The 22,336-nt window shown below is 64.9% G+C and carries 22 protein-coding genes; 6 read left to right on the top strand and 16 right to left on the bottom strand.

Features of this window, described 5'->3' with window-relative positions; translation table 11 throughout:
- Nucleotides 1-82: 82 nt before the first annotated feature.
- From PQ467_RS17515 to PQ467_RS17500, 4 genes are all read right to left on the bottom strand, one after another.
- Nucleotides 83-1,273 (bottom strand): MFS transporter, encoded by a 1,191-nt coding sequence (locus tag PQ467_RS17515; RefSeq protein ID WP_274176818.1) that lies wholly within the window; start codon nucleotides 1,271-1,273, stop codon nucleotides 83-85.
- A 90-nt stretch (nucleotides 1,274-1,363) separates the two neighbouring features.
- The gene (locus PQ467_RS17510; protein ID WP_274176817.1) at nucleotides 1,364-2,263 is read right to left on the bottom strand and encodes an EamA family transporter; all 900 of its coding nucleotides are present in this window, start codon (nucleotides 2,261-2,263) and stop codon (nucleotides 1,364-1,366) included.
- 39 nt (nucleotides 2,264-2,302) lie between these two features.
- Nucleotides 2,303-2,503, bottom strand: a complete 201-nt coding sequence (locus PQ467_RS17505) for a hypothetical protein (RefSeq protein ID WP_274176816.1) — start codon at nucleotides 2,501-2,503, stop codon at nucleotides 2,303-2,305.
- Nucleotides 2,504-2,578: 75 nt separating this feature from the next.
- Complete coding sequence (locus tag PQ467_RS17500) at nucleotides 2,579-3,292, bottom strand: glycosyltransferase family 2 protein (RefSeq protein ID WP_168601449.1); 714 nt, start codon at nucleotides 3,290-3,292, stop codon at nucleotides 2,579-2,581.
- Between the two features lie 274 nt (nucleotides 3,293-3,566).
- On the opposite strand from PQ467_RS17500, the gene PQ467_RS17495 reads away from it, so the two are divergent.
- Entirely contained in the window at nucleotides 3,567-4,694 is a 1,128-nt protein-coding gene (locus tag PQ467_RS17495) for a ThuA domain-containing protein (protein ID WP_274176815.1), read from the top strand.
- A 4-nt stretch (nucleotides 4,695-4,698) separates the two neighbouring features.
- Here the strand turns inward: PQ467_RS17495 and PQ467_RS17490 are convergent, their stop codons facing one another.
- From PQ467_RS17490 to PQ467_RS17455, 8 genes are all read right to left on the bottom strand, one after another.
- Nucleotides 4,699-5,301 (bottom strand): RBBP9/YdeN family alpha/beta hydrolase, encoded by a 603-nt coding sequence (locus PQ467_RS17490; protein ID WP_274176814.1) that lies wholly within the window; start codon nucleotides 5,299-5,301, stop codon nucleotides 4,699-4,701.
- Between the two features lie 151 nt (nucleotides 5,302-5,452).
- Entirely contained in the window at nucleotides 5,453-6,499 is a 1,047-nt protein-coding gene (locus PQ467_RS17485) for an FUSC family protein (RefSeq protein WP_274176813.1), read from the bottom strand.
- A gap of 38 nt (nucleotides 6,500-6,537) precedes the next feature.
- On the bottom strand, nucleotides 6,538-7,278 hold the full coding sequence (locus tag PQ467_RS17480) for an MgtC/SapB family protein (RefSeq protein ID WP_274176812.1): 741 nt from the start codon (nucleotides 7,276-7,278) through the stop codon (nucleotides 6,538-6,540).
- 92 nt (nucleotides 7,279-7,370) lie between these two features.
- Complete coding sequence (locus PQ467_RS17475) at nucleotides 7,371-8,000, bottom strand: 2-dehydro-3-deoxy-6-phosphogalactonate aldolase (protein ID WP_274176811.1); 630 nt, start codon at nucleotides 7,998-8,000, stop codon at nucleotides 7,371-7,373.
- Between the two features lie 23 nt (nucleotides 8,001-8,023).
- On the bottom strand, nucleotides 8,024-8,161 hold the full coding sequence (locus PQ467_RS17470) for a hypothetical protein (RefSeq protein ID WP_274176810.1): 138 nt from the start codon (nucleotides 8,159-8,161) through the stop codon (nucleotides 8,024-8,026).
- Nucleotides 8,162-8,198: 37 nt separating this feature from the next.
- Entirely contained in the window at nucleotides 8,199-9,449 is a 1,251-nt protein-coding gene (locus PQ467_RS17465; RefSeq protein ID WP_274176809.1) for a dicarboxylate/amino acid:cation symporter, read from the bottom strand.
- 41 nt (nucleotides 9,450-9,490) lie between these two features.
- Nucleotides 9,491-11,053 (bottom strand): sensor histidine kinase, encoded by a 1,563-nt coding sequence (locus PQ467_RS17460; protein WP_274176808.1) that lies wholly within the window; start codon nucleotides 11,051-11,053, stop codon nucleotides 9,491-9,493.
- Nucleotides 11,043-11,708, bottom strand: a complete 666-nt coding sequence (locus PQ467_RS17455) for a response regulator (RefSeq protein WP_274176807.1) — start codon at nucleotides 11,706-11,708, stop codon at nucleotides 11,043-11,045. The genes PQ467_RS17460 and PQ467_RS17455 overlap by 11 nt, the downstream gene beginning before the upstream one ends.
- Nucleotides 11,709-11,981: 273 nt before the next feature.
- Between PQ467_RS17455 and PQ467_RS17450 the strand changes: the two genes are divergently transcribed.
- The 5 genes from PQ467_RS17450 to PQ467_RS17430 are packed head-to-tail and all read left to right on the top strand — an operon-like array spanning nucleotide 11,982 to nucleotide 19,197.
- Nucleotides 11,982-14,321 (top strand): TonB-dependent receptor, encoded by a 2,340-nt coding sequence (locus PQ467_RS17450; protein WP_274176806.1) that lies wholly within the window; start codon nucleotides 11,982-11,984, stop codon nucleotides 14,319-14,321.
- 17 nt (nucleotides 14,322-14,338) lie between these two features.
- Complete coding sequence (locus tag PQ467_RS17445; protein ID WP_274176805.1) at nucleotides 14,339-15,637, top strand: M20/M25/M40 family metallo-hydrolase; 1,299 nt, start codon at nucleotides 14,339-14,341, stop codon at nucleotides 15,635-15,637.
- A gap of 19 nt (nucleotides 15,638-15,656) precedes the next feature.
- Nucleotides 15,657-16,757 (top strand): nucleoside hydrolase, encoded by a 1,101-nt coding sequence (locus tag PQ467_RS17440; protein ID WP_274176804.1) that lies wholly within the window; start codon nucleotides 15,657-15,659, stop codon nucleotides 16,755-16,757.
- Nucleotides 16,754-18,064, top strand: a complete 1,311-nt coding sequence (locus PQ467_RS17435; RefSeq protein ID WP_274176803.1) for an NCS2 family permease — start codon at nucleotides 16,754-16,756, stop codon at nucleotides 18,062-18,064. Before PQ467_RS17440 ends, PQ467_RS17435 begins: the two co-directional genes overlap by 4 nt.
- A 23-nt stretch (nucleotides 18,065-18,087) precedes the next feature.
- The gene (locus PQ467_RS17430) at nucleotides 18,088-19,197 is read left to right on the top strand and encodes an adenosine deaminase family protein (protein ID WP_274177251.1); all 1,110 of its coding nucleotides are present in this window, start codon (nucleotides 18,088-18,090) and stop codon (nucleotides 19,195-19,197) included.
- A gap of 6 nt (nucleotides 19,198-19,203) precedes the next feature.
- Here PQ467_RS17430 and rutA read toward each other — a convergent pair whose 3' ends face one another.
- Genes rutA through rutB form a run of 4 tightly spaced genes read right to left on the bottom strand, consistent with a single transcriptional unit; the run spans nucleotide 19,204 to nucleotide 22,196 of the window.
- Entirely contained in the window at nucleotides 19,204-20,262 is a 1,059-nt protein-coding gene (rutA, locus tag PQ467_RS17425; protein WP_274176802.1) for a pyrimidine utilization protein A, read from the bottom strand.
- Nucleotides 20,263-20,266: 4 nt separating this feature from the next.
- On the bottom strand, nucleotides 20,267-21,073 hold the full coding sequence (rutD, locus tag PQ467_RS17420; RefSeq protein ID WP_274176801.1) for a pyrimidine utilization protein D: 807 nt from the start codon (nucleotides 21,071-21,073) through the stop codon (nucleotides 20,267-20,269).
- Nucleotides 21,073-21,456, bottom strand: coding sequence for a pyrimidine utilization protein C (gene rutC, locus PQ467_RS17415; protein WP_274176800.1), 384 nt, complete (start codon nucleotides 21,454-21,456; stop codon nucleotides 21,073-21,075). Before rutC ends, rutD begins: the two co-directional genes overlap by 1 nt.
- On the bottom strand, nucleotides 21,456-22,196 hold the full coding sequence (gene rutB / locus PQ467_RS17410; protein WP_274176799.1) for a pyrimidine utilization protein B: 741 nt from the start codon (nucleotides 22,194-22,196) through the stop codon (nucleotides 21,456-21,458). Before rutB ends, rutC begins: the two co-directional genes overlap by 1 nt.
- Nucleotides 22,197-22,336: the final 140 nt, after the last annotated feature.

Here is a 22,336-nt window from a genome sequence, read left to right as displayed (position 1 = left end):
ACAGGAGCCCAGATTGGGGCAGCACCGCCGCCCCACCTTTGCGTCATCGCAAAAGCGGCATCCGACAGGCGGAGAGTGCCGACTATTCCCCGCTGCGATAAGGCCCGAGGCAGGCGATCAGCACCACCACCAGACCCAACCCCAGCCCCGATCCGGCCAGCGCCAGACCATAGCCGCCGGTCGCATCCACACTGGCCCCCACCATCATCGGCCCCAGCGCGGCGCCAAGACTGAACGTGCCAAGGATCACGCCATAGGTCGCGCCGTAATTCTTCATCGCGGCATAGCGGCTGGTGAAAAAGGCGAGCATATCGACCTCGGCCCCCGCCGCCAGTCCCAGCATCAGCGCGGCAGGCAGCACCGGACCGCCCAGCCCCAGGAGCAGGCATGACCCCACCGGCATGGCCAGAAACACCGCCGCGACATAGGGCGCATGAAACCGGTCAAACAGCCAGCCCACAATCACCCGCGCCGCGATCACCGCCAGCCCGATGCTGGCCGCCATTTTCGCCGCTAGCCCCGCATCCATTCCCCGGTCCACCAGCATCGGCACCAGATGGATGATCAGCCCCGCCACAATCACCCCCACCAGAAAGGCGATAGCAAGCAGCATGAAAACAGGCCGGTTGCGTTCGAAGTGGCCGCCCTTTTCGCGCGCTGCGGCCACGGGCGCCTCACGGCTCTGCATCAGGCCCAGCGGGATGCCTACGACCGCAGCCGCCTCAGCCATCACCAGCGTGGCCGTGCGCCAGCCATCATGGGCAAACACCGGCCCCAGCAGCGCAGGGACCAGTGCGGCGGCCAGCCCCGTGCCCACCAGCATCAGCCCCAGCGCCAGCCCGCGCGCAGCATCGAAACGCATCGACACCATCCGCGCCCATGCAGCAGGCGTTGTCCCGCATCCGGCCAGCGAAACCAGCAGCCACAGCCCATACCAGCCCCACACCGAAGGCCCCGCCATCGAAAGCGCCACCAGCGCCAGCGGCATGGCGACATAGGATCCGATCGCCAGCGGGCGCAGCCCGATCCGGTCCGCCAGACGCCCGACCAGCGGCGCGGACAGGAAGATGCCCAATTGCTGAAACGTGGCCGCGCCCGAGACCGCCGCCCGGCTCCAGCCGAATTCTGCCTGAAGCGGTTTGACAAACAGGCCCAGCGAGTAAAAGCCGATGCCCATCGTGCCAAACCCCACGCCCAGCGCGGCGGCCAGCACGATGGGCCAGTGGCGCGCCAATTCCTGGCGCGCGGTGAGAGGTTGAATGCGATCCGTCATGGGGCCAAGATTGCGGACATCGCCCTCACCCTGCAAGCGGAGCCTGTCCGACAGGCGGATATTTTAAAAAATCCCGTTAGTGACCGTCGTTCAGCGCGATCCGCCGCGTCGTCCTGACAAGGATCCCCCGGCGCTCGCCGCAATCATCAGCGCGACAGCAAGCCACTGGGCGGGGGTCAAGCGCTCGCCCAGAATGACGAAGCCGACCAGCGCCGCCACGGCAGGGGCCGCACTGGTCAGCACCCCGAACGCGCGGGTGCTCAAATGGCCCAGCGCTTTCATTTCCAGCGCATAGGGCAAGGCGCTGGAGAGCAGGGCCACCCCGATCCCCAGCCGCAGCACCGAGGGATCAAGCAGCCGCCCACCCGCCGCCGCCACACCGAAAGGCAGCGTGATACAGCAGGCGATCGTCATGCCCAGCGCCACCGCCGTGGTGCCCTTCACCTGCGCGGCGCGCTTACCAAACAGGATGTAGAGCGCCCACGCCAAGGCAGCCGCCAGCGCAAAACCGATGCCCGCCGGATCGAGTCGCGCGCCAACACCCGGCCATGGGGCAAGCAGCAACAGGCCGCCGATCGCCAGTCCCAGCCACAGAAAATCGCGCAGGGAGCGACTGGTGGCCAGCACCACCCCCAGCGGCCCGCAAATCTCGATGGCCACGGCAACGCCAATGGGAATGCGCGCAAAGGCGGCATAGATCAGCAGGTTCATGCTGCCCAGCGTCAGCCCGTAAAGGAGCAGCCAGCCCATATGCCTGCGCGCAGGCATCGCGCGCCATGGCCGCGCAATCGTCAGCAGCAGGATGGCGGCAATCGACGTGCGCAGCGCCGCCACGCCCTCCGGGCCGACGCTGGCAAACAGCGTCTTGCCCAGCGCCGCGCCGACATTGACCGACACCTGCGCCCCGGCCATGCATACAGCCGCCAGTGCGGCGCCATCCGGCGCGTCAGCCTTGCCCGCGCGGTCCATGTCGGTCGCCGGTCCTTTCATGCCATCGGCCCCCGCTTGCCGCGGCGGCCCCCGTCAGGCTCAATCGAGCAGCGCGCGCACCTTGTTGAGCAGCGCGCCGATGCGCTCGGCCGCCTCGCTGAAGGTCTTTACGTCTTCGCGATTGGCATTGCCGCGCGCTTCCTTCGCCGATTCCAGATAGCCTTCCATATCGGCCTCCAGCGCATCGACGATGATTTCGGCCTCGTCCTCGGTCAGGTTCAGTTTGATTGCCTTGGTCACGCGATTTCCTGTCATCATAAGGGGCCGCCCACCGCCATGGGCGGCGGCAGGCGTTCCGGGGGATGGACTATCGCCTCAGCGAATGTCCAGATAGCTCTTTGTGGCGGGCTTGCCGCGAAAGGCGATCGAGAAATAATTGATGAAATAGATCGCGGCGGTTTTGGCAAAACCCTGACGCGCCATGCGGCGGCCCGATGTGGGCATAACAAAGCGGGGCGAGAAGAGCACCTTGCCCTGCTTCTTCGCGCGCTTGGCGATGTCCACATCCTCGCCGTAAAATTCGATCGTGGCGTCAAATCCGCCCATTTTGGTCAGCGCCTCGCGCCGGATGGCGAAATTGCCGCCCACCAGCATATAGCCGGTGAAATTGTAGAGCGGACGCGCGGCCACGAACCATGCGTTCGAGATCGCATTGCGCAACCCGCTGACATCGTAAAAGCTGTAGGGGCCGGACAGGCAGGCCAGCTTGGGGTCCTTATCGAACTGCTCGATGATCTGTTCGACCCAGCCCGCAGGCGGCAGGGTGTCGGCATCGACATAGGCCAGAATGTCGCCCTTGGCCGCCTTGAAACCGCATTGGCGGGCGCGCGTGATGCCCTTTTCCGCCTCGAACACATAGGTCACGCCCGGATAACGTTCGACCACCTGTTTCGTGCCATCGGTGCTGTTGTTATCGACGACGATGATCTCGAACGCCTTGCCCGCCACATTCCGCATGACCGCATCAAGGCATGCGGGCAAATAGTCCTCTTCGTTGAAGGCGGGGATAATCAGGCTGATAGTCGGCATGAAAGCTTGGTGTCCGGCGGTCTTAATGCTTGCGCAACAGCATGATCTCTTATGCTCCTGCCAATCGGGAATTGGCGGGCGCTATATCGCCCTATCCCCGGCAATGTCCAGCGCGGCGGGGCGGTCTTGCCATGTTTCTTTTCCCCGCATATCGGGCCGCGATCGGGCCCTGCACAATCTCATATGGCAATGTTAGCGCAATCAGGCCATGATGGGCGCCAATCGATAAAGAGAGGGCCCGGATATGCGCATGATAAAAAGGACAAAGCTGCTGATGGGAGTGTTGGGCGCCGGATTGGCCCAGCCTGCTCTTGCCGCTCCCAGCCAAACCGCCACTCCCAGCGAAACCGCCGCTTCCGGCCCGGTCATGGATTGCCCGATGGCGCAGGCGCCCTATTCGATCGACAGTCCGCTGATCGACGTGTTGCTCAACCCGGCGGCCAAGGCGGCGGCGGCTGCGGAACTGGGCGAGAGCTTTACCGGACTCACCCCCTTCCTGACCGGCACCAAGGCCCCCACCTTCAGCGCCATCGTTACCCTGCGCGGCGTGTTTTCCAGCGGTCAGGCCGGTGCGCCCAAGGACCCTGCCCTGCTGGCGAAACTGGACGCGCGGCTGCGGCAATTGCCGGTCACGCCCGCCGACCAAATCACCCGATGCGCGCGTTACGACCATGATCGCGCCGACCCGCGCCCCTCGGGCAAGGGGCTGCATGTACTGGTGTTTGAAAAGATCAACGGCTTCCTCGACGCCAAATCGGTGGGCGCCGCGCGCGAGGCGCTGCAAGGGCTGGCGCAGGAAAACGGCTGGTCGATGCAGGTCACCGACAAGGGCGGCGCGATCCGGCCCGGGGTGCTGGCCCGCTATGATCTGGTCGTGTGGAACAATATCAGCGGCGATGCGCTGACCCTGCCCCAGCGCCGCGCGCTCAAGGACTGGATCGAGCTTGGCGGCGGCTTTGTCGGCATTCACGGCGCGGCGGGCGATCCGGCGACGTTCTGGGACTGGTACACCGACTCTCTGGTGGGCGCGGTCTTTCTGGGCCATCCGGCCAATCCGCAATTCCGACCCGCCACGCTGCGCATCGAAGGGCAGGACGCGGTGACGCGCGGGCTTCCGGCGCAATTCACGATGACCGACGAATGGTATTCCTTCCGCGCCAATCCGCGCCTCAAGGGCGTGCGCGTGCTGGCCACGCTGGATGAGGCCAGCTATGATCCGCCCGCCTATCTGCGCATGGGGGCCGATCATCCCATCGCCTGGAAACATTGCGTGGGCCGTGGCCGCGCCTTTTATTCCGCCATCGGCCATCCGCCCTCCAGCTTTGCCGATGCCAATTACCGCCGGATGCTGACCCAGGCGGTGGAATGGGCGGGCAAACCGGACCCTGCCTGCGCGAAATAGGCGTTCAGCGTGCAGGCGCCGCCGCCTGCACGCCCGCCACCGGCGCGGGGCGGCCATCGGCCAGATGGGTCAGCAACCGCCAGCCCTCATCCCAATCGCCCAAGCCGCTCTCGGCATTGATATGGCCCTGCGATCCAGCATCCATAAATTGCGCACCCCACATGCGCGCCAGCACCCGCGCCGCCGGTTGCCCGCAATAGGGGTCATTGCGACTGGCCACCAAGAGCGCGGGAAAGGGCAAAGGACCGGAGGCCGTGGGCGAGAAAGCGCTGACGCGGGGGTCGAGCGGGAAGAAATCGACCTCCGGCGGCGCGACCAGCAAAGCGCCCGCCACCAGCGAGGCCGCATCCGGCTCCATCGCCGCCCAAGCCGCCACCGCATGGCAGCCCAGGCTGTGCGCGGCCAGCAGCACCGGGCCTTCGACGCTGCGCAGGGCAAGGTTGAGCTGGTTGACCCAAGAATTGCGATGGGGCCGATCCCATTGGCCCAGATTGACCCGCAGACAGCGCGGATGCAGCGCTTCCCAACGGGTTTGCCAATGATCGGGGCCGGAATTGTCGAGGCCCGGCACCGTCAGCACCAGCGGAAATTCGGGATGGGAGGACATGATGGGCTCCGCGCAAAGGGATAATGTCTATTATTATAATAGAGTATTTATCCAGCCCTAACTATTCCTCTTTGCCCACCCCCAAGCGAAATTTGTCCATCCCGCGCCAATCGCGCGGCCTTGGATGATCATCCACCATCGGTTGGCAATCCTATCGGCACTCCGCGATCCGCTCGCCCAGATCGAGGAAGTCCTGCTGCATCCGGCGCAGGGCGAAGGCCATGCCGAACACCTGCCCCATGGCGTCAAAGGGGATGGCGCGGGCCTCATCGGAATGTTGCAGTGTGACAAAGGCCTGCTCAAAGGCCTCGGCGGCCTCGGCATGTTGCGCCACGACCCCACCGCCGGAAAGGGCCGAGGCCGCATCGCGCGCCGATTGCGCATGGGCGCGCAGCATCCCCTCCACCGCCGGGCCGACAAGCGCCAGCGCAGAGGGCGGAAACGGCGTCCGCAATATCAGACCGATCTGGGCCATGCCATTGCGGATACGCCAGAGCGTGCGCGGGATGGCATCGGACACATCCTCGCGCACCAGCCCCATCGCCCTTTCGCGCCTCGCATCGTTCAAGACCGCCTCGGTCGCCACCAGCGACTGGCGCAGGGCGATGCTGGCCTCCGCCGAGATCAGCGCCTCGCCCCGCGCCACGGCGTCGGCCTGAGCATTCAGCAATTGCGCCATCGTCTCAAGGATCTCGCAAAAGCGCGTGATCATCGCCCCGCGTGAAGGTACGGGCAGGATGAACCGGCTCGCCATCACGCCAATCGCACCGCCCAGTGTGATCTCGATGATCCGGTCGATGACAAAGATCCCCACCGGAATGTCGGGCGAGCGCGTCAGCAGCACGATGGCCGAGGTCAGCGCCGCGCTGCGCAGGCGGGGCTGGCGCACGGCGGCATAGGTCAGGATGCCCGACATGCAGATCAACGCGGCCCCCGTCGCCAAGGGTTCGCGCGGAACAACCATCACCACCACACCGCCCAGCAAAGCCCCGGCAATCGTCGCAATCAACCGGTCAAAGGCCGCCGTGGCCGTCGCCCCCAGCGAACCCTGCATGACGATCAGCACGGTGAAAATAGCCCAATAGCCCTGTTTCAATCCCAGCAGCGAGGCCAGCCAATAGGTGGCAAGGCAAGCGATCATGACGCGCAGGGTCTGGGCCAGGGCGAGGCGGTTGCGGGAGGGCAAAGCAAAAGGCATGGCCGCGACCCTAAGCCCTCCCGCCGCCAAAGGCCACCTCAGTTGGTGGCGCTGACGGTCCAGGTGGCGCTGATAATGCCGTCATGGCGCGCGATATGGGCAGTGATCGCGTCCAGATCGACCGGATTGGCCGTGGTGGGCACCAGGATCGCGGCCAATTCAACATGCACCTCGCCATCGGCCAGCGTTTCGATCTCGCGGATGGGATAATGGTGGGTTTCCAGTTCCTCGAACAACAGGTCGCGCGCCTGCGAAACGCCTTCGGCGGGGCAGACGACATGGACGCGGTAGAGCGCCTCGGTTTCCTCCGGATCCATCGGGCGCCGGTTGACCGCATCGACCAACGGGCGCAGCAGCGTGTTGCCCGCCAGCACAAACATCGCCACCAGCACCGCCTCGGCCGGTTTGCGCGCGCCCGCAAAACTGCCCACCGCCGCGCTGGCCCAGAGCGTGGCCGCCGTGTTGAGGCCGCGCACATGGGTGCCCTCCTTCATGATCACCCCGGCGCCCAGAAAGCCGATGCCCGACACCACGTAGGAAATCACCCGCACACCGCCATCAACACCCGCCACGCGCAGCCCCAGATCGGCAAAGGCCGCCGCCCCCACCGCCACCAGCACATTGGTGCGCAGGCCCGCCGAGCGCTGGCGCCATTGCCGCTCCAGCCCGATCAGCGTGCCCAGTACAAAGGCGGTAAGCAGGCAGATGAAGCTGGTGATAAGGCCGATCAGATCGACATCGAACAGGGCGGCGATCTGGGCCGGGTTGGGGGTGTTCATCGGGCTTGTGTCCTCCTTTGCGGCCGTGTTGCGGCGGCGCGCCTTAATGCCCGCGCCATGTTAACGCCAGACGACACATGCGCCCGCCCGCTTCACCCGCAAGCCGCGACAAAGGCCCGAGCCCGTTCGCCCACTTCCGCCGCCGAGAGGCCCGCCTGATACAGCGCCGAACCAAGCCCTGCCCCCTGCGCCCCGGCCGCGCGCCATTGCGCCAGATTGTCCGGCGTCACCCCGCCCACCGCCAGCAAGGGCAGATCCTTGGGCAGCACCGCGCGCTGGGCTTTCATATAGGCTGGACTTGCCCCTTCGGCGGGGAACAGCTTGAGCCCCGTGGCCCCCGCCTCCAGCGCCGCAAACGCCTCGGTGGGTGTATAAAACCCGGGCAGGGAGATCATGCCCGCCGCCACGCTGGCCCGGATCACATCGGTGTTCACATTGGGCGAGATGATGAGCGTGCCGCCCGCCGCCTTGACATCGGCGACATCGGCGGTGGTCAGCACCGTGCCCGCGCCCACCAGCACCTGCGGTCCGCAGCGCTTGGCCAGCAGCGCGATCGAGGCCAACGGATCGGGCGAATTGAGCGGCACCTCGATCATGGAAAAGCCCGCATCGATGATCGCGTCGCCAATCGCTTCCACTTCGTCGGGGCGGACCCCGCGCAGGATCGCCACCAACGGGCAGACGGCAAGGGCGGCGTTCAGGGTGTCAAGAGGCGTGTTCATGATTGACGTGCTTTCACAGGCGGTTATGTCGGCCGCAAAGGCCGCGTGGCGGTTGATCGGGTTGGGCCGGGCGTCGGCTTATAGCGGCCTGCGACGCAGATCGGCAAGGACCGCGCCTTGCCCGCCGGATCGAGCAGCACAACGCCTACGTCAATTGCCACCAACAGCCCCTGCCCCGGCGCCATTACAAGCCTAGCCTTAGGTGTCATCCTCGCCGCTTCGGCGCAAGGCGGCGGCCACGGCCAGATCGCCCACCACATTGGGCACCGTGCGGCACATGTCCATCAACCGGTCGATGCCGATGATGAGGCCGATCCCCTCATTGGGCACATGAAGCAGCGCCAGCAGCATCGTGGTCAGCGGCAGACTGCCAGCCGGAACGCCCATCGTGCCCAATCCGGCCAGAATCGACAGGCCAAACACCATGAACTGCTGCCACGCGGTCAATTCCATCCCGAAACACTGGGCCAGAAAGATTACCGTGACCGTGGTGTAGATGATCGTGCCGCCCTGATTGGCCACGCATCCCAGCCCCAGCGTCGTGCGCGCCACCCGCGCGGGCAGGCCCAAATCCTGCTCTGCGGCATGGAGCGCGGCCGGAAGGGTGGAAAAGGAGGATGACGTGGTGAAGGCAATCACCATCACCGAGCGCAGCGAACGCAGGAACCGGGCCGGGCTGACATCGCCCATCATCCACGCCAGCCCCACCGAAACCACCAGCAGATGGAGGCAAAGCGCGGCCACCACCACGCTGAAATAGCCCGAGAGATGCACCAGCAGCGTCCAGCCGAACACCGCCGTCATGTCGAACATCACGCACAGCACCGCCACCGGCGCAAAGCGCGCCACCAGCGTGACAATCGACATGCCCACCTCGAACAGGCCCTCGGTGGTCAGCACCAGATGGCGGATATTGCGATTGCGGCCGTGGTTGCGGCTGATGGCAAAGCCGACCAGCACCGACATCACCACCAACGCCATCACCGGTCGGGCCAGCAGCAGGTCGAGCAGGCTGCTTTCATCGCCGGTCCGCGCAGGCCCGCCCGGGTTCTGGTGCAGGTCGATGGCCATGCCCTCACCCGGACGGAACAGATTGGCCATGGCCATGCCTATCACCGCCGAAACCACCGTCATGCCCAGCATCGCGGCAAACAGCCGCAGCAGCAGGTCGCGCACCATGGCCCGTCCCCTCAGCCGCGCAAGGCCCGTAACGATCGCAGAAAAAACCATGGGCAGGATCAGCAGGAACAGCACCTGAAGAAACAATTGTTCAACCGGGCGCACCAGATTGATCAGCACGAAATCCAGCGCCGCCCGGTCCACCGGCACGACATGCACCAGCGCGCCCGCCAGCGTGCCGATCACCAGCCCCGCCAGCAGGGGCCAATGCGGCAGGGGCCGCGACCAGCGCAATGGAGACGAGGGCGAGGAGGGATTGAGTGTGGCCATGGGAGGGATTGGTGTGAAACAGCCTGCCTGTCAGCATCCTGTCACGGGGCGGCCTCATGCGCGTCCGGCGAAGGGGCAAGCAACATTTCCTCCTGATCGGCCGGACGGAAATGGATGATCGCGCGCGTACCGCGGCCCTCGGCCCCTTCACCCAGGCCGACCGTCGCCCCCATCCGCTCGGCCAGCGCCCGCACGATCGGCAGGCCCAGCCCGCTGCCGCTGCTGTTGGCATTGGCGGCCATGCGATAGAACCGCTCCCACACTTTCTCGCGCTCGGCGGGGGGAATACCGGGGCCATCGTCCTCGATTTCCACCCGGACCGCCCCGCCACGACTTAGCACCCGCACCACCACCCTGCCGCCGGGCCGGTTATAGGCCACCGCATTGTCGAGCAGATTGCCCAACATCTCGGCCGCCAGCCCCGCCTCGCCCATCGCCAGCCCATGGCCGCTTTCCTCAAAGCTGATATCGACATCGGCGCGCTGCAATGCAGGCAGGCGCGCAGCGATCACATCGGTGGCCACCAGCGCGGGGTCGAACCGACCCGTGCTGCACTCGACCTGTTCATCCAGCCGGGCCAGCGCCAGCAATTGCTGCAGCAATCGCTCAAGCGTATCGACCGAATGCGCGATGTCATCCAGCGCCATCTGGCCCTGCGGGCTTTGCGCGCCATAGGTTTCCAGCACATCAAGATGCACCCGCAGCACCGCCAGCGGTGTGCGCAACTGATGCGAAGCGTTCGACGTGAACTGGCGCAGCGAACCCACCGCCCGCTCCGCCCGCGCCATCAGCGCATTATAGGCGCGTGCGATCATCTGCGCCTCACGCGGTCCGTCGCCATCGGGCAGGCGCTGAAAATGCAGCGGATCGCGCACACTGGCGGCAATCCGCTCGGTGAGGTTGGCAAAGGGGATCAGCCCCCACGCCAGCGCCGAATAAAATAGCAGCAGCGCGATCAGCGTGACCAGCACGCTGGCGCTGACCACGCGCTGGAAATAGACGCGCGTGGAAATTTCGCGGTTTTCAAGAAAATCGGCCACCTGCACCGCGACCAGATGACCATTGCCCGCCAGACGCCTCATTTCCGTGGCGATCCGCACCAGGCGCCCGTTCAACAGGCCATTGTGCAGATAGGCGGGCTGGACCACCCCATCGGCATCGCGCGGATCGACATAGCCGCGCACCAGCACCGGATCGCGAGAGGTCAGCGTAAATCGCGCGCCCGGATGCAGCGGGCCGGTCAGCCGCCCGTCGGCCGAATAATCAGGCGGCGGGCGCAGGTCGGCCCGCCCGGCAATCAGGCGGTCGCCGTCATAGATGCTGTAATGCGTGACCGGGGCCGAACGGCGTTGCAACAGCCCCACGGCCAGCGGCAACAGGCGGTCCTTAAGCCCCGGATCATAATTGACCGCGCGGCTGATCAAGCGGGTCGAACCGACCAGAATCCGGTCCGACGTATCGTTCATCGAGGAATCGATCATCCAGCAGGTGATCGTGGCAAAGATCGTCACCAGCACCACCAGCGGCACCATCACCACCACGGTCAGATGACCCCTGAGCGATTTGGGCAGCGAGCGCGGCAGCAGGCGGGCTTTAATGGGCATCAATCATATAGCCCAGCCCGCGCACCGTATGAATGGTCGGCCCGCCCGGCGTCAGCTTGCGGCGCAGGCGCCCCACATAGACCTCCAGCGCATTGGGCGCGACCGCTTCGGAAAGGGCAAAGACCTCGGCGGCCATGCGGTCCTTGGGCACGACCTTGCCCGGCCGCCCCATCAGCGTTTCCAGCACCGCCATCTCGCGGCGGCGCAGATCAAGCGGCGTATCGGCCAGCGCGACCCGCCGCGTCGAACGGTCCAGAGTCAGCGCGCCCACGCGCAGCACCGGATCGGGGCTGCCGATGCTGCGCCGGACCAATGCGCGCACCCGCGATTCCAGCTCGCGCGGGTGGAAGGGCTTGGCCATATAATCATCCGCCCCGTAATCCAGCCCCGCCACCCGGTCGTCCACCGCATCGCGCGCGGTCACGATCATGATCGGCGTGCTGTCTCCCCGCCGTCGCAGCAGCCGCAACAGATCCAGCCCATCGCCATCGGGCAGGCCCAGATCGAGAATGATCGCATTGAACGGATCGCGGGCGGCCAGAGCGGCGGCATCCTCGCCATTATGCGCGACATCGGCGGCAAAGCCCGCCGCCTCCAGCGAGGCCGCCATGCCGCGCGCCAGACGCGGATCATCCTCCACGATCAGAATGCGCAAAATTCCCTCCATTGCCTGAGACGGACACAGGGAATGGCACCACAGGCTCTTACGCCAAAATACGCAAAACGCGCCAGATGGTCGGTCCCGGCATGACAGCTTGATGACAGGCGGGCGGCCTTAGCCTCTGATTCTGCGAGAGGACGAACAGGGCAAGCAGCACGATTCCGGTGGCCTCGCGATGGGCCGCGCCGCCCGGCAGAAGGCCGGCGCCAAGCCATTGCGGACCCAATGCCGGTTTTGCGACTCGCACATGAGGGATGGACTATGAACATGAAGTTTGGTGCAGCGCTGCTGCGATCGGTATCCAGATTGGCGGTTTCCACACTGGCGGTTTCCACACTGGCGGCCGCCCCCGCTTTGGCGCAGACGGCGGGGCAGGGCGACGATATCGTCGTCACCGCCCTGAAGCGCGAAACCCGCGTGCAGGACACCCCGCTGGCGATCACCGCGATGAGCGGCAACATGCTCAACAACATGGGCGCGGCGGGCATTGCCGATGTGGCGCGCTCGGTCCCCAGCCTCAACCTGCTCTCCAGCGAATCGGGCCGCACCCGCGTTTCGATCCGCGGCATCCAGACTGCGGGCGAGGCCACCGTTGGCGTCTATTTCGGCGAAGTGCCGCTGACCGGGCCTGCGGGCACGACCTCGGACCCGTCGGGCTCGACCCCCAACCTCAACCTGTTCGACACCGAACGCCTCGAAGTGCTGCGCGGGCCGCAGGGCACGCTTTACGGCTCCGGCTCGATGGGCGGCACTTTGCGTGTGCTCTTCAAGCAGGCGAACCTCAAGAAGTATGAAGCCGCCGTCGATGCGGGCGCGGAAACCACCAAGGACGGCGGCACCGGCTACAGCATCAAGGGCGCGGTCAACCTGCCGATCATCGAGGATCTGCTGGCCGCGCGCCTCGTGCTCTATCGCCAGCGCACGGGCGGCTTTGTCGATGATCCCTCCATCGGCCGCTATAACATGAACAGCGTGATGACCACGGGCGGGCGCCTGATGCTGGGCTTCCGCCCGACCAACAATCTGCGCATCAATTTCATGGGCATCATCCAGGACCAGCACACCGGCGGCACCTCGCTCTGGGCGCCTTCGGTGGGCACCTATACGTCGGGCCTGCGCATCTATACGCCCGCCATCGACAAGCAGAAGATCTTCTCGCTCGACACCAAGTGGAACACGCCGATCGGCACGATCTCGCTGGCCAACGGCTACTATCGCTGGGATGTGCGCCAGACCAACGACAACAGCGACAATTACCAGTCGGTGGCCAATTCCTATCGCTATTGCGGCCTCTATCAGAACACCTATTCAGGCTCGCTGCTCCAAACCGGCGCATCGGGCACCACCACATCGTCGAGCAATTGCGCATCGAGCGCGGGCGGTTATACCTCGGCCCAATTGCGCGCCAATTACCTCGGCTGGGCCAACAGCCAGATGCCCATCGGCAATTATCAGCCGCGCTGGGTGGAAAATGTCACCAACGAACTGCGCCTCAATTCCGATGGCAAGGGCCGTTTGAACTATACGCTGGGCGCCTTCTTTGAAAACCGTAAGGACCGGGTGGACACCACCGTGTTCGCAGGCGTTCCCGGCACGGGCATGATGCGCGAACCGCTGGTCGATCTCGGCTCGCGGTTTGTGCGCGATGTCATCAACCAGACCGCGCAGTTCGGCGAACTCTCCTATCGCCCGATCGACATCCTGACGGTCACGGCGGGCCTGCGCCATTATCATTACAAGAAGATCGTGGGCGGCGCCTATCTCGGTTACAATTACTTCAACGGCCAGACGCCGATGGCCTACACCGAGGTCAACGCCAATGCCGACGGCTTTATCCAGAAATACAACGTCGAGCTGAAACCCACCCGCGACCTGATGGTCTATGCCACCGCATCGCAGGGTTTCCGCCCCGGCGGCGCGAACCTGACGCCCGGCATTCCCGCCTCGGCCACGCAATATATGGCCGACTCGCTGTGGAACTATGAAGTGGGCTTCAAGAGCCAGTGGTTCGACCGCAAGCTGACCTTCAACGCCGACGTCTATCGCATCGACTGGACCAACATGCAGACCTCGGTTCAGGCCACCTATGGCAATTTCAGCTATATCAGCAATGTCGGCGCGGCGCGGATCGAAGGCTTTGAAGCGGAACTGAGCGGCACGCCGACCAAGGGCCTGTTCCTCAACGGCTCGCTCTCGGTGGTCTATCCGCGCCTGACGGCCGATCAGGTCAATTCCGAAGTGACGGCGGCGGGCCGCGTGGGCAATATCCTGACCGGCATTCCGCGCACCACGGCCAGCGCGGGCGCCGAGTATGGCTGGCAGATCAACAGCGCCTGGAAAGGCATGATGCGTGCCGATTTCAACTATACCGGCAAGATGACGACCCAGCTTAACCCCACCAACGCGCTTTATCGCACCTATGGCAAATATGCGCAGGTCAACCTGCGCGCAGGGATCGAGAACGAGCGCTACGGCGTCTATGTCTATGTGCGCAACCTCGTCGATGCCAAGGGTCTGAGCTATTATTCGGCCGTCAACGGCACGCCTGATTACATCGCCACCACCACGCCCCGTACCGTCGGCATCAACCTGCGCGGCAATTTCTAATGAGAGGACGTCTTTCCATGCGTAACACTTTGCTTGCTTTTGCCTCGCTGGCCGCCGTTGCGATGACCGCGCCCCAGGCCCATGCCGCCACGCCCGAGGAAGCCGCCGCGAAGGCGCTGCTGAAAAGCCCGAAATTCGCCAAGGCGACCGCCTCGCTGGCGGGCGATTATGACCGCATTGTGCAGGACATCATCACCCTGACCGAAATCGCCGCCCCCCCTTTCAAGGAAGAAGCGCGCGCCAAGGCCTATATGGCGATGCTCAAGGCCGAGGGTCTGGAAGACGTTGAAATGGACGGCGTGGGCAATGTCATGGGTCTGCGCCCGGGCACCGGCGGCGCGAAAGGCGAGGCAACGCCGCTGATCGTCATCACCGCCCATCTCGACACCGTCTTCCCCGAGGGCACCAATGTGAAGGTGCGCCGCGAGGGCGACACGCTCTATGCCCCCGGCATCGGCGACGATACGTGCAGCCTGCCCGTCCTGCTGGCCTTTATCCGCGCGATGAAGGCGGGCGCCTTCTCGACCAAGGCAGACATCCTGTTCATGGGCAATGTGGGCGAAGAAGGTCCGGGCGACCTGCGGGGCGTGCGCTACCTGTTCTCGCAGGGCAAGTACAAGGACCGCATCACCCATTTCATCAGCTTTGAACCCGGCCAGCCCGAGCGCATCACCAATGCGGGCACCGGATCGCGCCGCTACAAGGTGACGTTCAACGGTCCGGGCGGCCATTCGATGGGCGATTTCGGTCTGGTCAACCCGGCCTATGCGATGGCCAATGCCATGACCGCCTTTGCCAAAATGCAGGTGCCCAGCGACCCCAAGACGGTCTATAACGTCGGCATCGTCGAGGGCGGCACCTCGGTCAACTCGATCCCCTTTGCCACGGCCATGACCATCGACATGCGCTCGAACGGCAAGGCGGAATTGGATGCCGAGGAAAAGACCTTCCTGTCGATCCTGCCCAAAGCGGTGGCGGCCGAAAACGCCGCGCGCTCGACCGCCAAGGGCAAGATCACCTATGACGCCAAGCTGGTGGGCGACCGCCCCGGCGGCACCACGCCGATGGATTCGCGCATCGTCAAGGTGGCCGATGCCGTGGCCAAGGCCAATGGTTTCGCGCCCAAGTACAGCGCCGGATCGACCGACAGCAACATCCCGATGAGCAAAGGCATTTCCGCGCTCACGCTGGGCTCGGGCTTTGAAACCTTCCGCAACCACTCGCTGGACGAAGGGCTCAAGCTGGAAAAGCCGGTCAACCTGCGCAACTTCAACAATGAACTGGCCACCGTGCTGGTTCTGGCCGAAGCGAAATAAGCAGGAGGGGGATCAGGGCATGAAATTGTGGCTGGCATTGCTGGGCAGCGCGTCCCTCGCCATGGCGTCCCTCACCATGGCCGCTGCGCCCAAACCTGTCAGCCGTCCTGCCGAGACGGACAGTCGCGCCATGGTGTGGTTCGACAATGACTTTCTCGGCCCCGGACAGAGCAATCTTCAGGCCCTGATCCCTTTGATCCGCGACCCTCAGGTCAATCTTCTGGGCATTGGCGTCGTCACCGGCGACCAATGGCTGGAGGAGGAAACGAGCCACGCGCTTCGCTTCCTCGAAATCGCCGGTCGCGCCGATGTGCCGGTGGCCAAGGGCGCGCAGACCCCGCTCATCCGCTCCCTGCCCGAAATGAAGGCGTGGGAGGCCCGCTTTGGCCCGATCCCGTGGAAGGGAGCATGGAACGCGCCCAAACCGGGCCGCCAATATCACCCCGAAGATCCCGATCTGGTCCCCCCGATGGCCGAGGGCGCGCCCACCATCAGGCCGGTGGCGCAGGATGCCGTCCACCGCCTGATCGAGGCCGTGCGCGCCCATCCGGGACAGGTGACGATCATCTGCGCCGGGCCGCTGACCAATATCGCGCTGGCGCTGCGCATTGCCCCCGACATCGCCGCCAAGGCCAAGGGCATCACCATGCAGGGCGGCGGCTATGACATGCAGGCCGCCCGCGTGCTGGACAATGCCGACTATGCCACCGATTTCAATTTCATCTTTGACCCCGAGGCCGCCCATATCGTGCTGAACGCGCCGTGGCGGAAGATCACCGTGGTGGGCAATGTCACCACCTCGGCCCGCATGACGCGGGCGCTGGTCGATCAGATCGGCGCATCGGGCACGCCCACCGCGCGCTACATCGCCCAATATGCCCGCATTGATCAGCCTTTGTGGGATGAAATGACCGTGGCCGTGGCGCTTGATCCCACATTGGTGACGAAGAAATTCACCGCCCGCATGGATGTCGATCTGATGCCCGGCGCGGGCTATGGCACCGCGCAGATGTGGAAGGAGGACCTCGCCCCCCATCGCGGTGAGCAGGTCGTCGAGGTGGTCGAGAGCATCGACGTGCCCCGCTTCCTCGCCCGCTTTACCGCACAGGCCCGCCAATGATCGCCAACCTGTGGCGCAACCGCATGGCGGAACGCGGCACCACCCTGCCGCGCGAAGCCGTGGCGGGGCTCACCACCTTCATGGCCTCGGCCTATCTGGTGGTGGTGATCCCGCGCCTGCTCTCGGGCGGCGGCATGGATCAGGGCGCGGCCACCACGGCCACGCTAATCGTCATGGCGCTGGGCAGTCTGGCTATGGGGCTTTACGCCAACCTGCCCTTCATCGTCGGGCCGGGCATCGGCGGGGCGGCGTTGCTGGGGATCACGCTGACGCAGGTCGAGCATTTGCCATGGCCATCGGCGCTGGGCATTGCGATGGCCTCGGGCGTGCTCTTCACGCTGCTGACGATCACCGGCGCGCGCGGCTGGGTGATGCGCCTTGTCCCGCGTGAGATCAAGCTGGGGCTTGGGGCCTCGATCGGCCTGTTCATCGCGCTGCTGGGATGCCGCGATGCGGGCATGGTTTCGGTCAATGCCAAGACCAATGCGCTCTCGCTCGGCGATTTTTCGCAACCCGGGCCGCAAATGGCGCTGGTCGGGCTGGGCGTGGCGGTAGCGCTTCAGGCGCGGCGCGTGCCGGGCGCGATCCTTGCCGGGATCATCGCGGCGGCGGGGCTGGGCGCGGTTCTGGGCATCACCCACGCGCCCGCCGCTCCGCTGGGTCTGCCCCCCGCCATGGGGCCCGTGCTGGGCCATGTCGATTGGGCGGCGGTGTTCACCATCAAGGCCCTGCCCTATCTCTTTGCCTATTTCGTCGCCGAATTCTTCTCCACCATGGGCACCACGCTGGCCGTCGGGGCCAAGGCGGGGCTGACCGATGGTGAGGGCAATCTGCCCCAGATCGACCGCCCCTTTCTGGTCGATGCACTGGCGGCCACATTCGGCCCGGTGCTGGGCATTCCCGGCGGCACAGCGCTGGTGGAATCGGCGGCGGGGGCAAGCGCAGGCGGGCGCACCGGGTTGGTGCCGATCACCGCCTCGCTGTGCTATCTCGCCTCTCTGCTTGCCATCCCGCTGGCCATGGCAATCCCCAAACAGGCGACCGCCCCGGCGCTGATCCTTGTGGGCGCGGGGATGATGGGTTCGCTGCGGCAATTGGGCGGCGAAAGGCTGGAGGAAACCCTGCCCCCGGTGCTGATGCTGCTGGCCACGCTGATCGCCAACAGTTTCGGCACGGGCATCGCCGTAGGGCTGGTGTCCTATGTGGCGGTCTGCCTGCTCGGCGGGCGGGCGCGGCAGGTGTCGCCGGGCCTGTTGCTGCTCTCGCTGCCGCTGGCCTATTACCTCTACACCACCGTCCACCGTTGAGAGCCGCCGCGATGCCGATTGCCATGGAAGAAACGCTCTCGGTGCTGCCCCCCTCGGCCACGGGACGGGTGATCAGCCCGGATCAGCGCGCCTTCTTTAAACGCCTGCCCAAGGTGGAACTGCATTGCCATTTGCTGGGCGCGATGCGCGAGGAGACATTTCGCGATCTGGCGCACCGCTATGATGCGCCCATCCCCGCCGATATGGCTGCGGGGCTTTACACGCGGGGGCGCAAGCCGGTGGGCGTACTCCATGCCTTGCGCGCGATGGAGCAGCATTTACTGCGCGCGCCTGAGGATATCGCCCGGCTGGTGCGCGAATATCTGGAGGATGCGGCGGCCGATAACGTCCGCCACGCCGAATTCTTCTGGAACCCCACCGCGACCCTTGCCGCCCATGCCATCCCCTATGGCGAGATCCAGCAGGCGATGGTGGAAGCGATGGAAGCCGCGCCGATCTCCTCGCTCCTCATCCCCGCCATCGACCGCGAGGCCCCGCCCGCGCAGGCCATCGCCATGGTCGAGGCGATGCTGGCCCATCGCCATCCGCGCGTTCCGGGCATCGGCATCGATTACCGCGAAAATGATGGCCCGCCCGAATGGTTTGCCCCGGCCTATGCTCTGGCGCGGAACAATGGCCTGCGCGCCACCGCCCATGCCGGGGAATTCGGGATGCCATGGACCAATGTGGCCATAGCCGTCGATCAACTGGGCGTGGATCGGATCGACCATGGCTATACCGTGATCGACAATCCCGATTTCGCCGAAACCCTGCGCGCGCGGAGCATGGTGTTCACCGTGGTGCCGACCAATTCCTATTACCTGCGCACCATGACGCCCGAGGATTGGGCGCAACATCACCCGATCCGCGCGATGATCGGCATGGGCCTGTCGGTCCACCCCAACAGCGACGACCCCCAATTGCACCGCGTCAGCCCGGCGGGGGCATGGGAATTGATGTACAGCCATATGGGCGCCAGCCGTGATGACCTGCGGGCCATGATGATGGCCGGGATCAGCGCCAGTTGGGCCGATAAGGCACAAAAGGCGGCATGGGCGGCGGATTGGCCGGGGGAATTTGCTTCGCTCGCCGCGAATGCGGATTGGGATGAGGATGCGGCCAGCCGCCGTTGATCACGCCTAGGCCCGGCTTTTCATCAGCGGCTGGATGCGGGTACCGAAAGCCTCCACCCCTTCGACAAAATCGTCAAAGGTGAGCAGCACACCGCCGGTATTGGGCACCAGCGCGATCTCGTCCAGCATGCGCGCCACGCTGGCATAGGAACCGACCAGCGTGCCCATATTGATGTTTACCGCGCCCTCCGGTGCGGCCAGTTGGCGGACATTGGTGTCGGTGTTGACCTTGTCCCTGGCCCCCTGTTCGGCCAGCCATGCGATGGCCTCAAGGTCCACGCCATCATTGTAGCTCTTCCACTTGGCCATCGCTTCTTCGTCGGTTTCGGCGGCGATCACCATCACCAGTACAAAGACCTGAACATCGCGCCCCGTGGCCTCCAGCGCCTTGGCAAGGCGTTCATTGTTGAAGGAAAAGGCGGTGGGCGTATTGACGCCCTTGCCCAGACAAAAGGCATAATCGGCCCATTTGGCCGAAAAGGCCAGCCCCGCATCGGAGGAGCCCGCGCAGATGATCTTCATATTCCCCTGCGGCTGGGGCCGGACGCGGCAATCTTCCATCCGGTAATAGTCGCCCTTGAAATCGGATACGCCGGTTTCCCACAATTCGCGCAGGATATGGGCATATTCATCGAGCATCTGATAGCGGTTGCGGAAATGCTCATCGCCCGGCCAAATGCCCATCTGGGTATATTCGGGCGGCTGCCATCCGGTGATCAGGTTGAGGCCGAAGCGGCCATGGCTGATGCTGTCGATGGTGCTGCACATGCGCGCGGCAAAGGCGGGCGGGATGATCAGCGTGGGACAGGTGGCGTAGATCTTGATCTTTTCCGTAACCGCCGCCAGCCCCGCCATCAGTGTAAAGCTCTCCAGCCCATATTCCCAGAACTCGGTCTTGCCGCCAAATCCGCGCAATTTGATCATGGAGAGCAGGAAATCGAGCCCGTATTTCTCGGCGCTCTGCGCAATCTGTTTGTTCAGGTCAAAGCTGGGGTGGTATTGCGGGGCGTTCTCGCTGATCAGCCAGCCGTTGTTGTTGATGGGGACAAAAACGCCGACTTGCATGGGGCTAGCTCCCGATAGGCGCGGCCCCGCTGGTCAGCCAGTCGAGGGTGTCGCGGTTGAACCTTTGCGATGCGGTGACATTGAGCGCGTGGCCACCCCAGTCGAAATGACGATGCACCGATTGCGGCAGGGCCTGCACCAGCGCCTGCGCATTGCGCCACGGAACCAAGAGATCATCGGCCGCGCTGATGGCGAGAACGGGCGAGACAACATGATGCAGCCAAGGCATGGCGTCAAATCTGCGCGCCGCCGCAATGCGCTTTTCCATCGCCGCGTCGCCCGGCCAATGGGCCAGATGATGCTCGCTTTCCTTGCGCAGAGCCGCGTCATGCTCGCTCAGCCAGTCGGGCGGGAAGAGGAACAAGGGCTGCGCCTCCAGATAGGCCGCCGGGCCCGCATGGCGCAACAGCGCAAGACGCACATCGAAACAGCGCGCCGTCTGCGGATCAAGCCGCGCCCAGCCGTTGATGATGACGATCCGCTCCACCCTTTCAGGCGCGGCGCGGGCGGCCTCCAGCGCGGCCATGCCGCCGATCGCATGGCCGATGATCGCGGCCCGCGCGATCCCCAGCCGGTCCATCAGCGCCAGCATATCCGCGCCAAGGTCGGCCAGCGTCACATGCTCGGGCAAGGCGCGGTCGCTGCGCCCCGTGCCGCGATGGTCATAGGCGATCACGCGGAAATGGCGGGCCAGATCGGCAATGTTGGGCCGCCAATAGGCCGCCGATCCGCCCAGCCCGCTCGACAGGATCAAGGGCGGCGCATCGGCGCGCCCGTGTTCTTCGTAATAAAGGTCCGCCCCGCCCGGCATCAGCCGATATGCGCCACACTGGCAATTTCGACCAGACAATCCGGTTTGACCAGATCGGCGCGGATGCAATAGCGCGCGGGCTTGTCGCCGGGGAAATATTGCGCATAGACCTGATTGAAGGCTGCGTAATCGTTCAGGTCTTTCAGAAAGATATGGTTCATGGCCACATCGGCCATGGTCGCCCCCGCCGCCTCCAGCGTGATCTTGATCACGTCCAGAATATGGCGAGTCTGCGCCGCCGCGTCGCCCACATGCAGCACCACGCCCCCTTCGCCCAGCGCCAGCACGCCCGAGACATAGACCGTATTGCCCGCCTTCGCGCCTGCGGAATAAGGCGCGATGGGGGCGGGAAATTGCGGCGGATTAATCGGTTCAAAAGGCATCATTCCCCTCCCTTGGGCAATTGCCCCAAGCTGCCGCAGAAATCGCCCACCGTGCTGACCCAGCCGAAGAATTTCTCGACATTGTAGATCGTGGCCTGATGGACGAAATCGGGGCCAAGATGATGGGTGGCATCCTCCAGCATCACGCTGAAATATTCCAGATGAAACGCATCGCGCAGGGTCGATTCGACGCAGACATTGCTGGCGATGCCGACAAAGACGATGGTTTTGATCCCGCGCGAGCGCAGCACGCTGTCGAGCTGCGAGTTGAAAAAGGCGCTGTAGCGCGTCTTGTGGACGCGAATGTCGCCCGGCTGGGGCGTCAACGCATCGACCAGTTCATAATCCCAGCCCCCGCGCGCCAGCAGTTTGCCCTGCAATTCGGGTCTTGCGCGCATAGTCTTGAGCGCATTGGATTTATGCCAGTTGGGCGACCCCGGCCCGCCCGCCTCGACATAATCGCCGTCCCAGCCGTTTTGCAGAAAGACCACCTGAACCCCGGCCCCCCGCGCGGTGTCCAGCACCCTGGCAATCCGCCCGATCACGCCCGCCGCCCCGGCAATGTCAAACCCGGCCAGATCCACATAGCCACCCGGCGAAGCATAGGCATTCTGCATGTCGATAACGACCACGGCGGTTGTGGCCGGATCGATGCGCATGGCCTCGGGCCGCGCGGGCAAAATGGCGCTTTTGCCGCCGGGCGAGGCCGGGCCGGGCGTTGGGTCGATGATCACCGTCATATCCGGTTCTCCTCACGCGATTCGCCAAGTTTCCCAGAAAGATGGCGCGGGCGCAAGACCCATGCTGCAGCGCAGCAACAGCGATGATTGTCAGGATTCCTGCGGCGGGACGCAGCAAGCGCTATGGACCATGTCACAAA

Source organism: Novosphingobium sp. KACC 22771 (assembly GCF_028736195.1).
Lineage (GTDB): Bacteria > Pseudomonadota > Alphaproteobacteria > Sphingomonadales > Sphingomonadaceae > Novosphingobium.
Note: the sequence above shows the minus strand (reverse complement) of the source record. Positions and strands in the feature narration are given on the sequence as shown.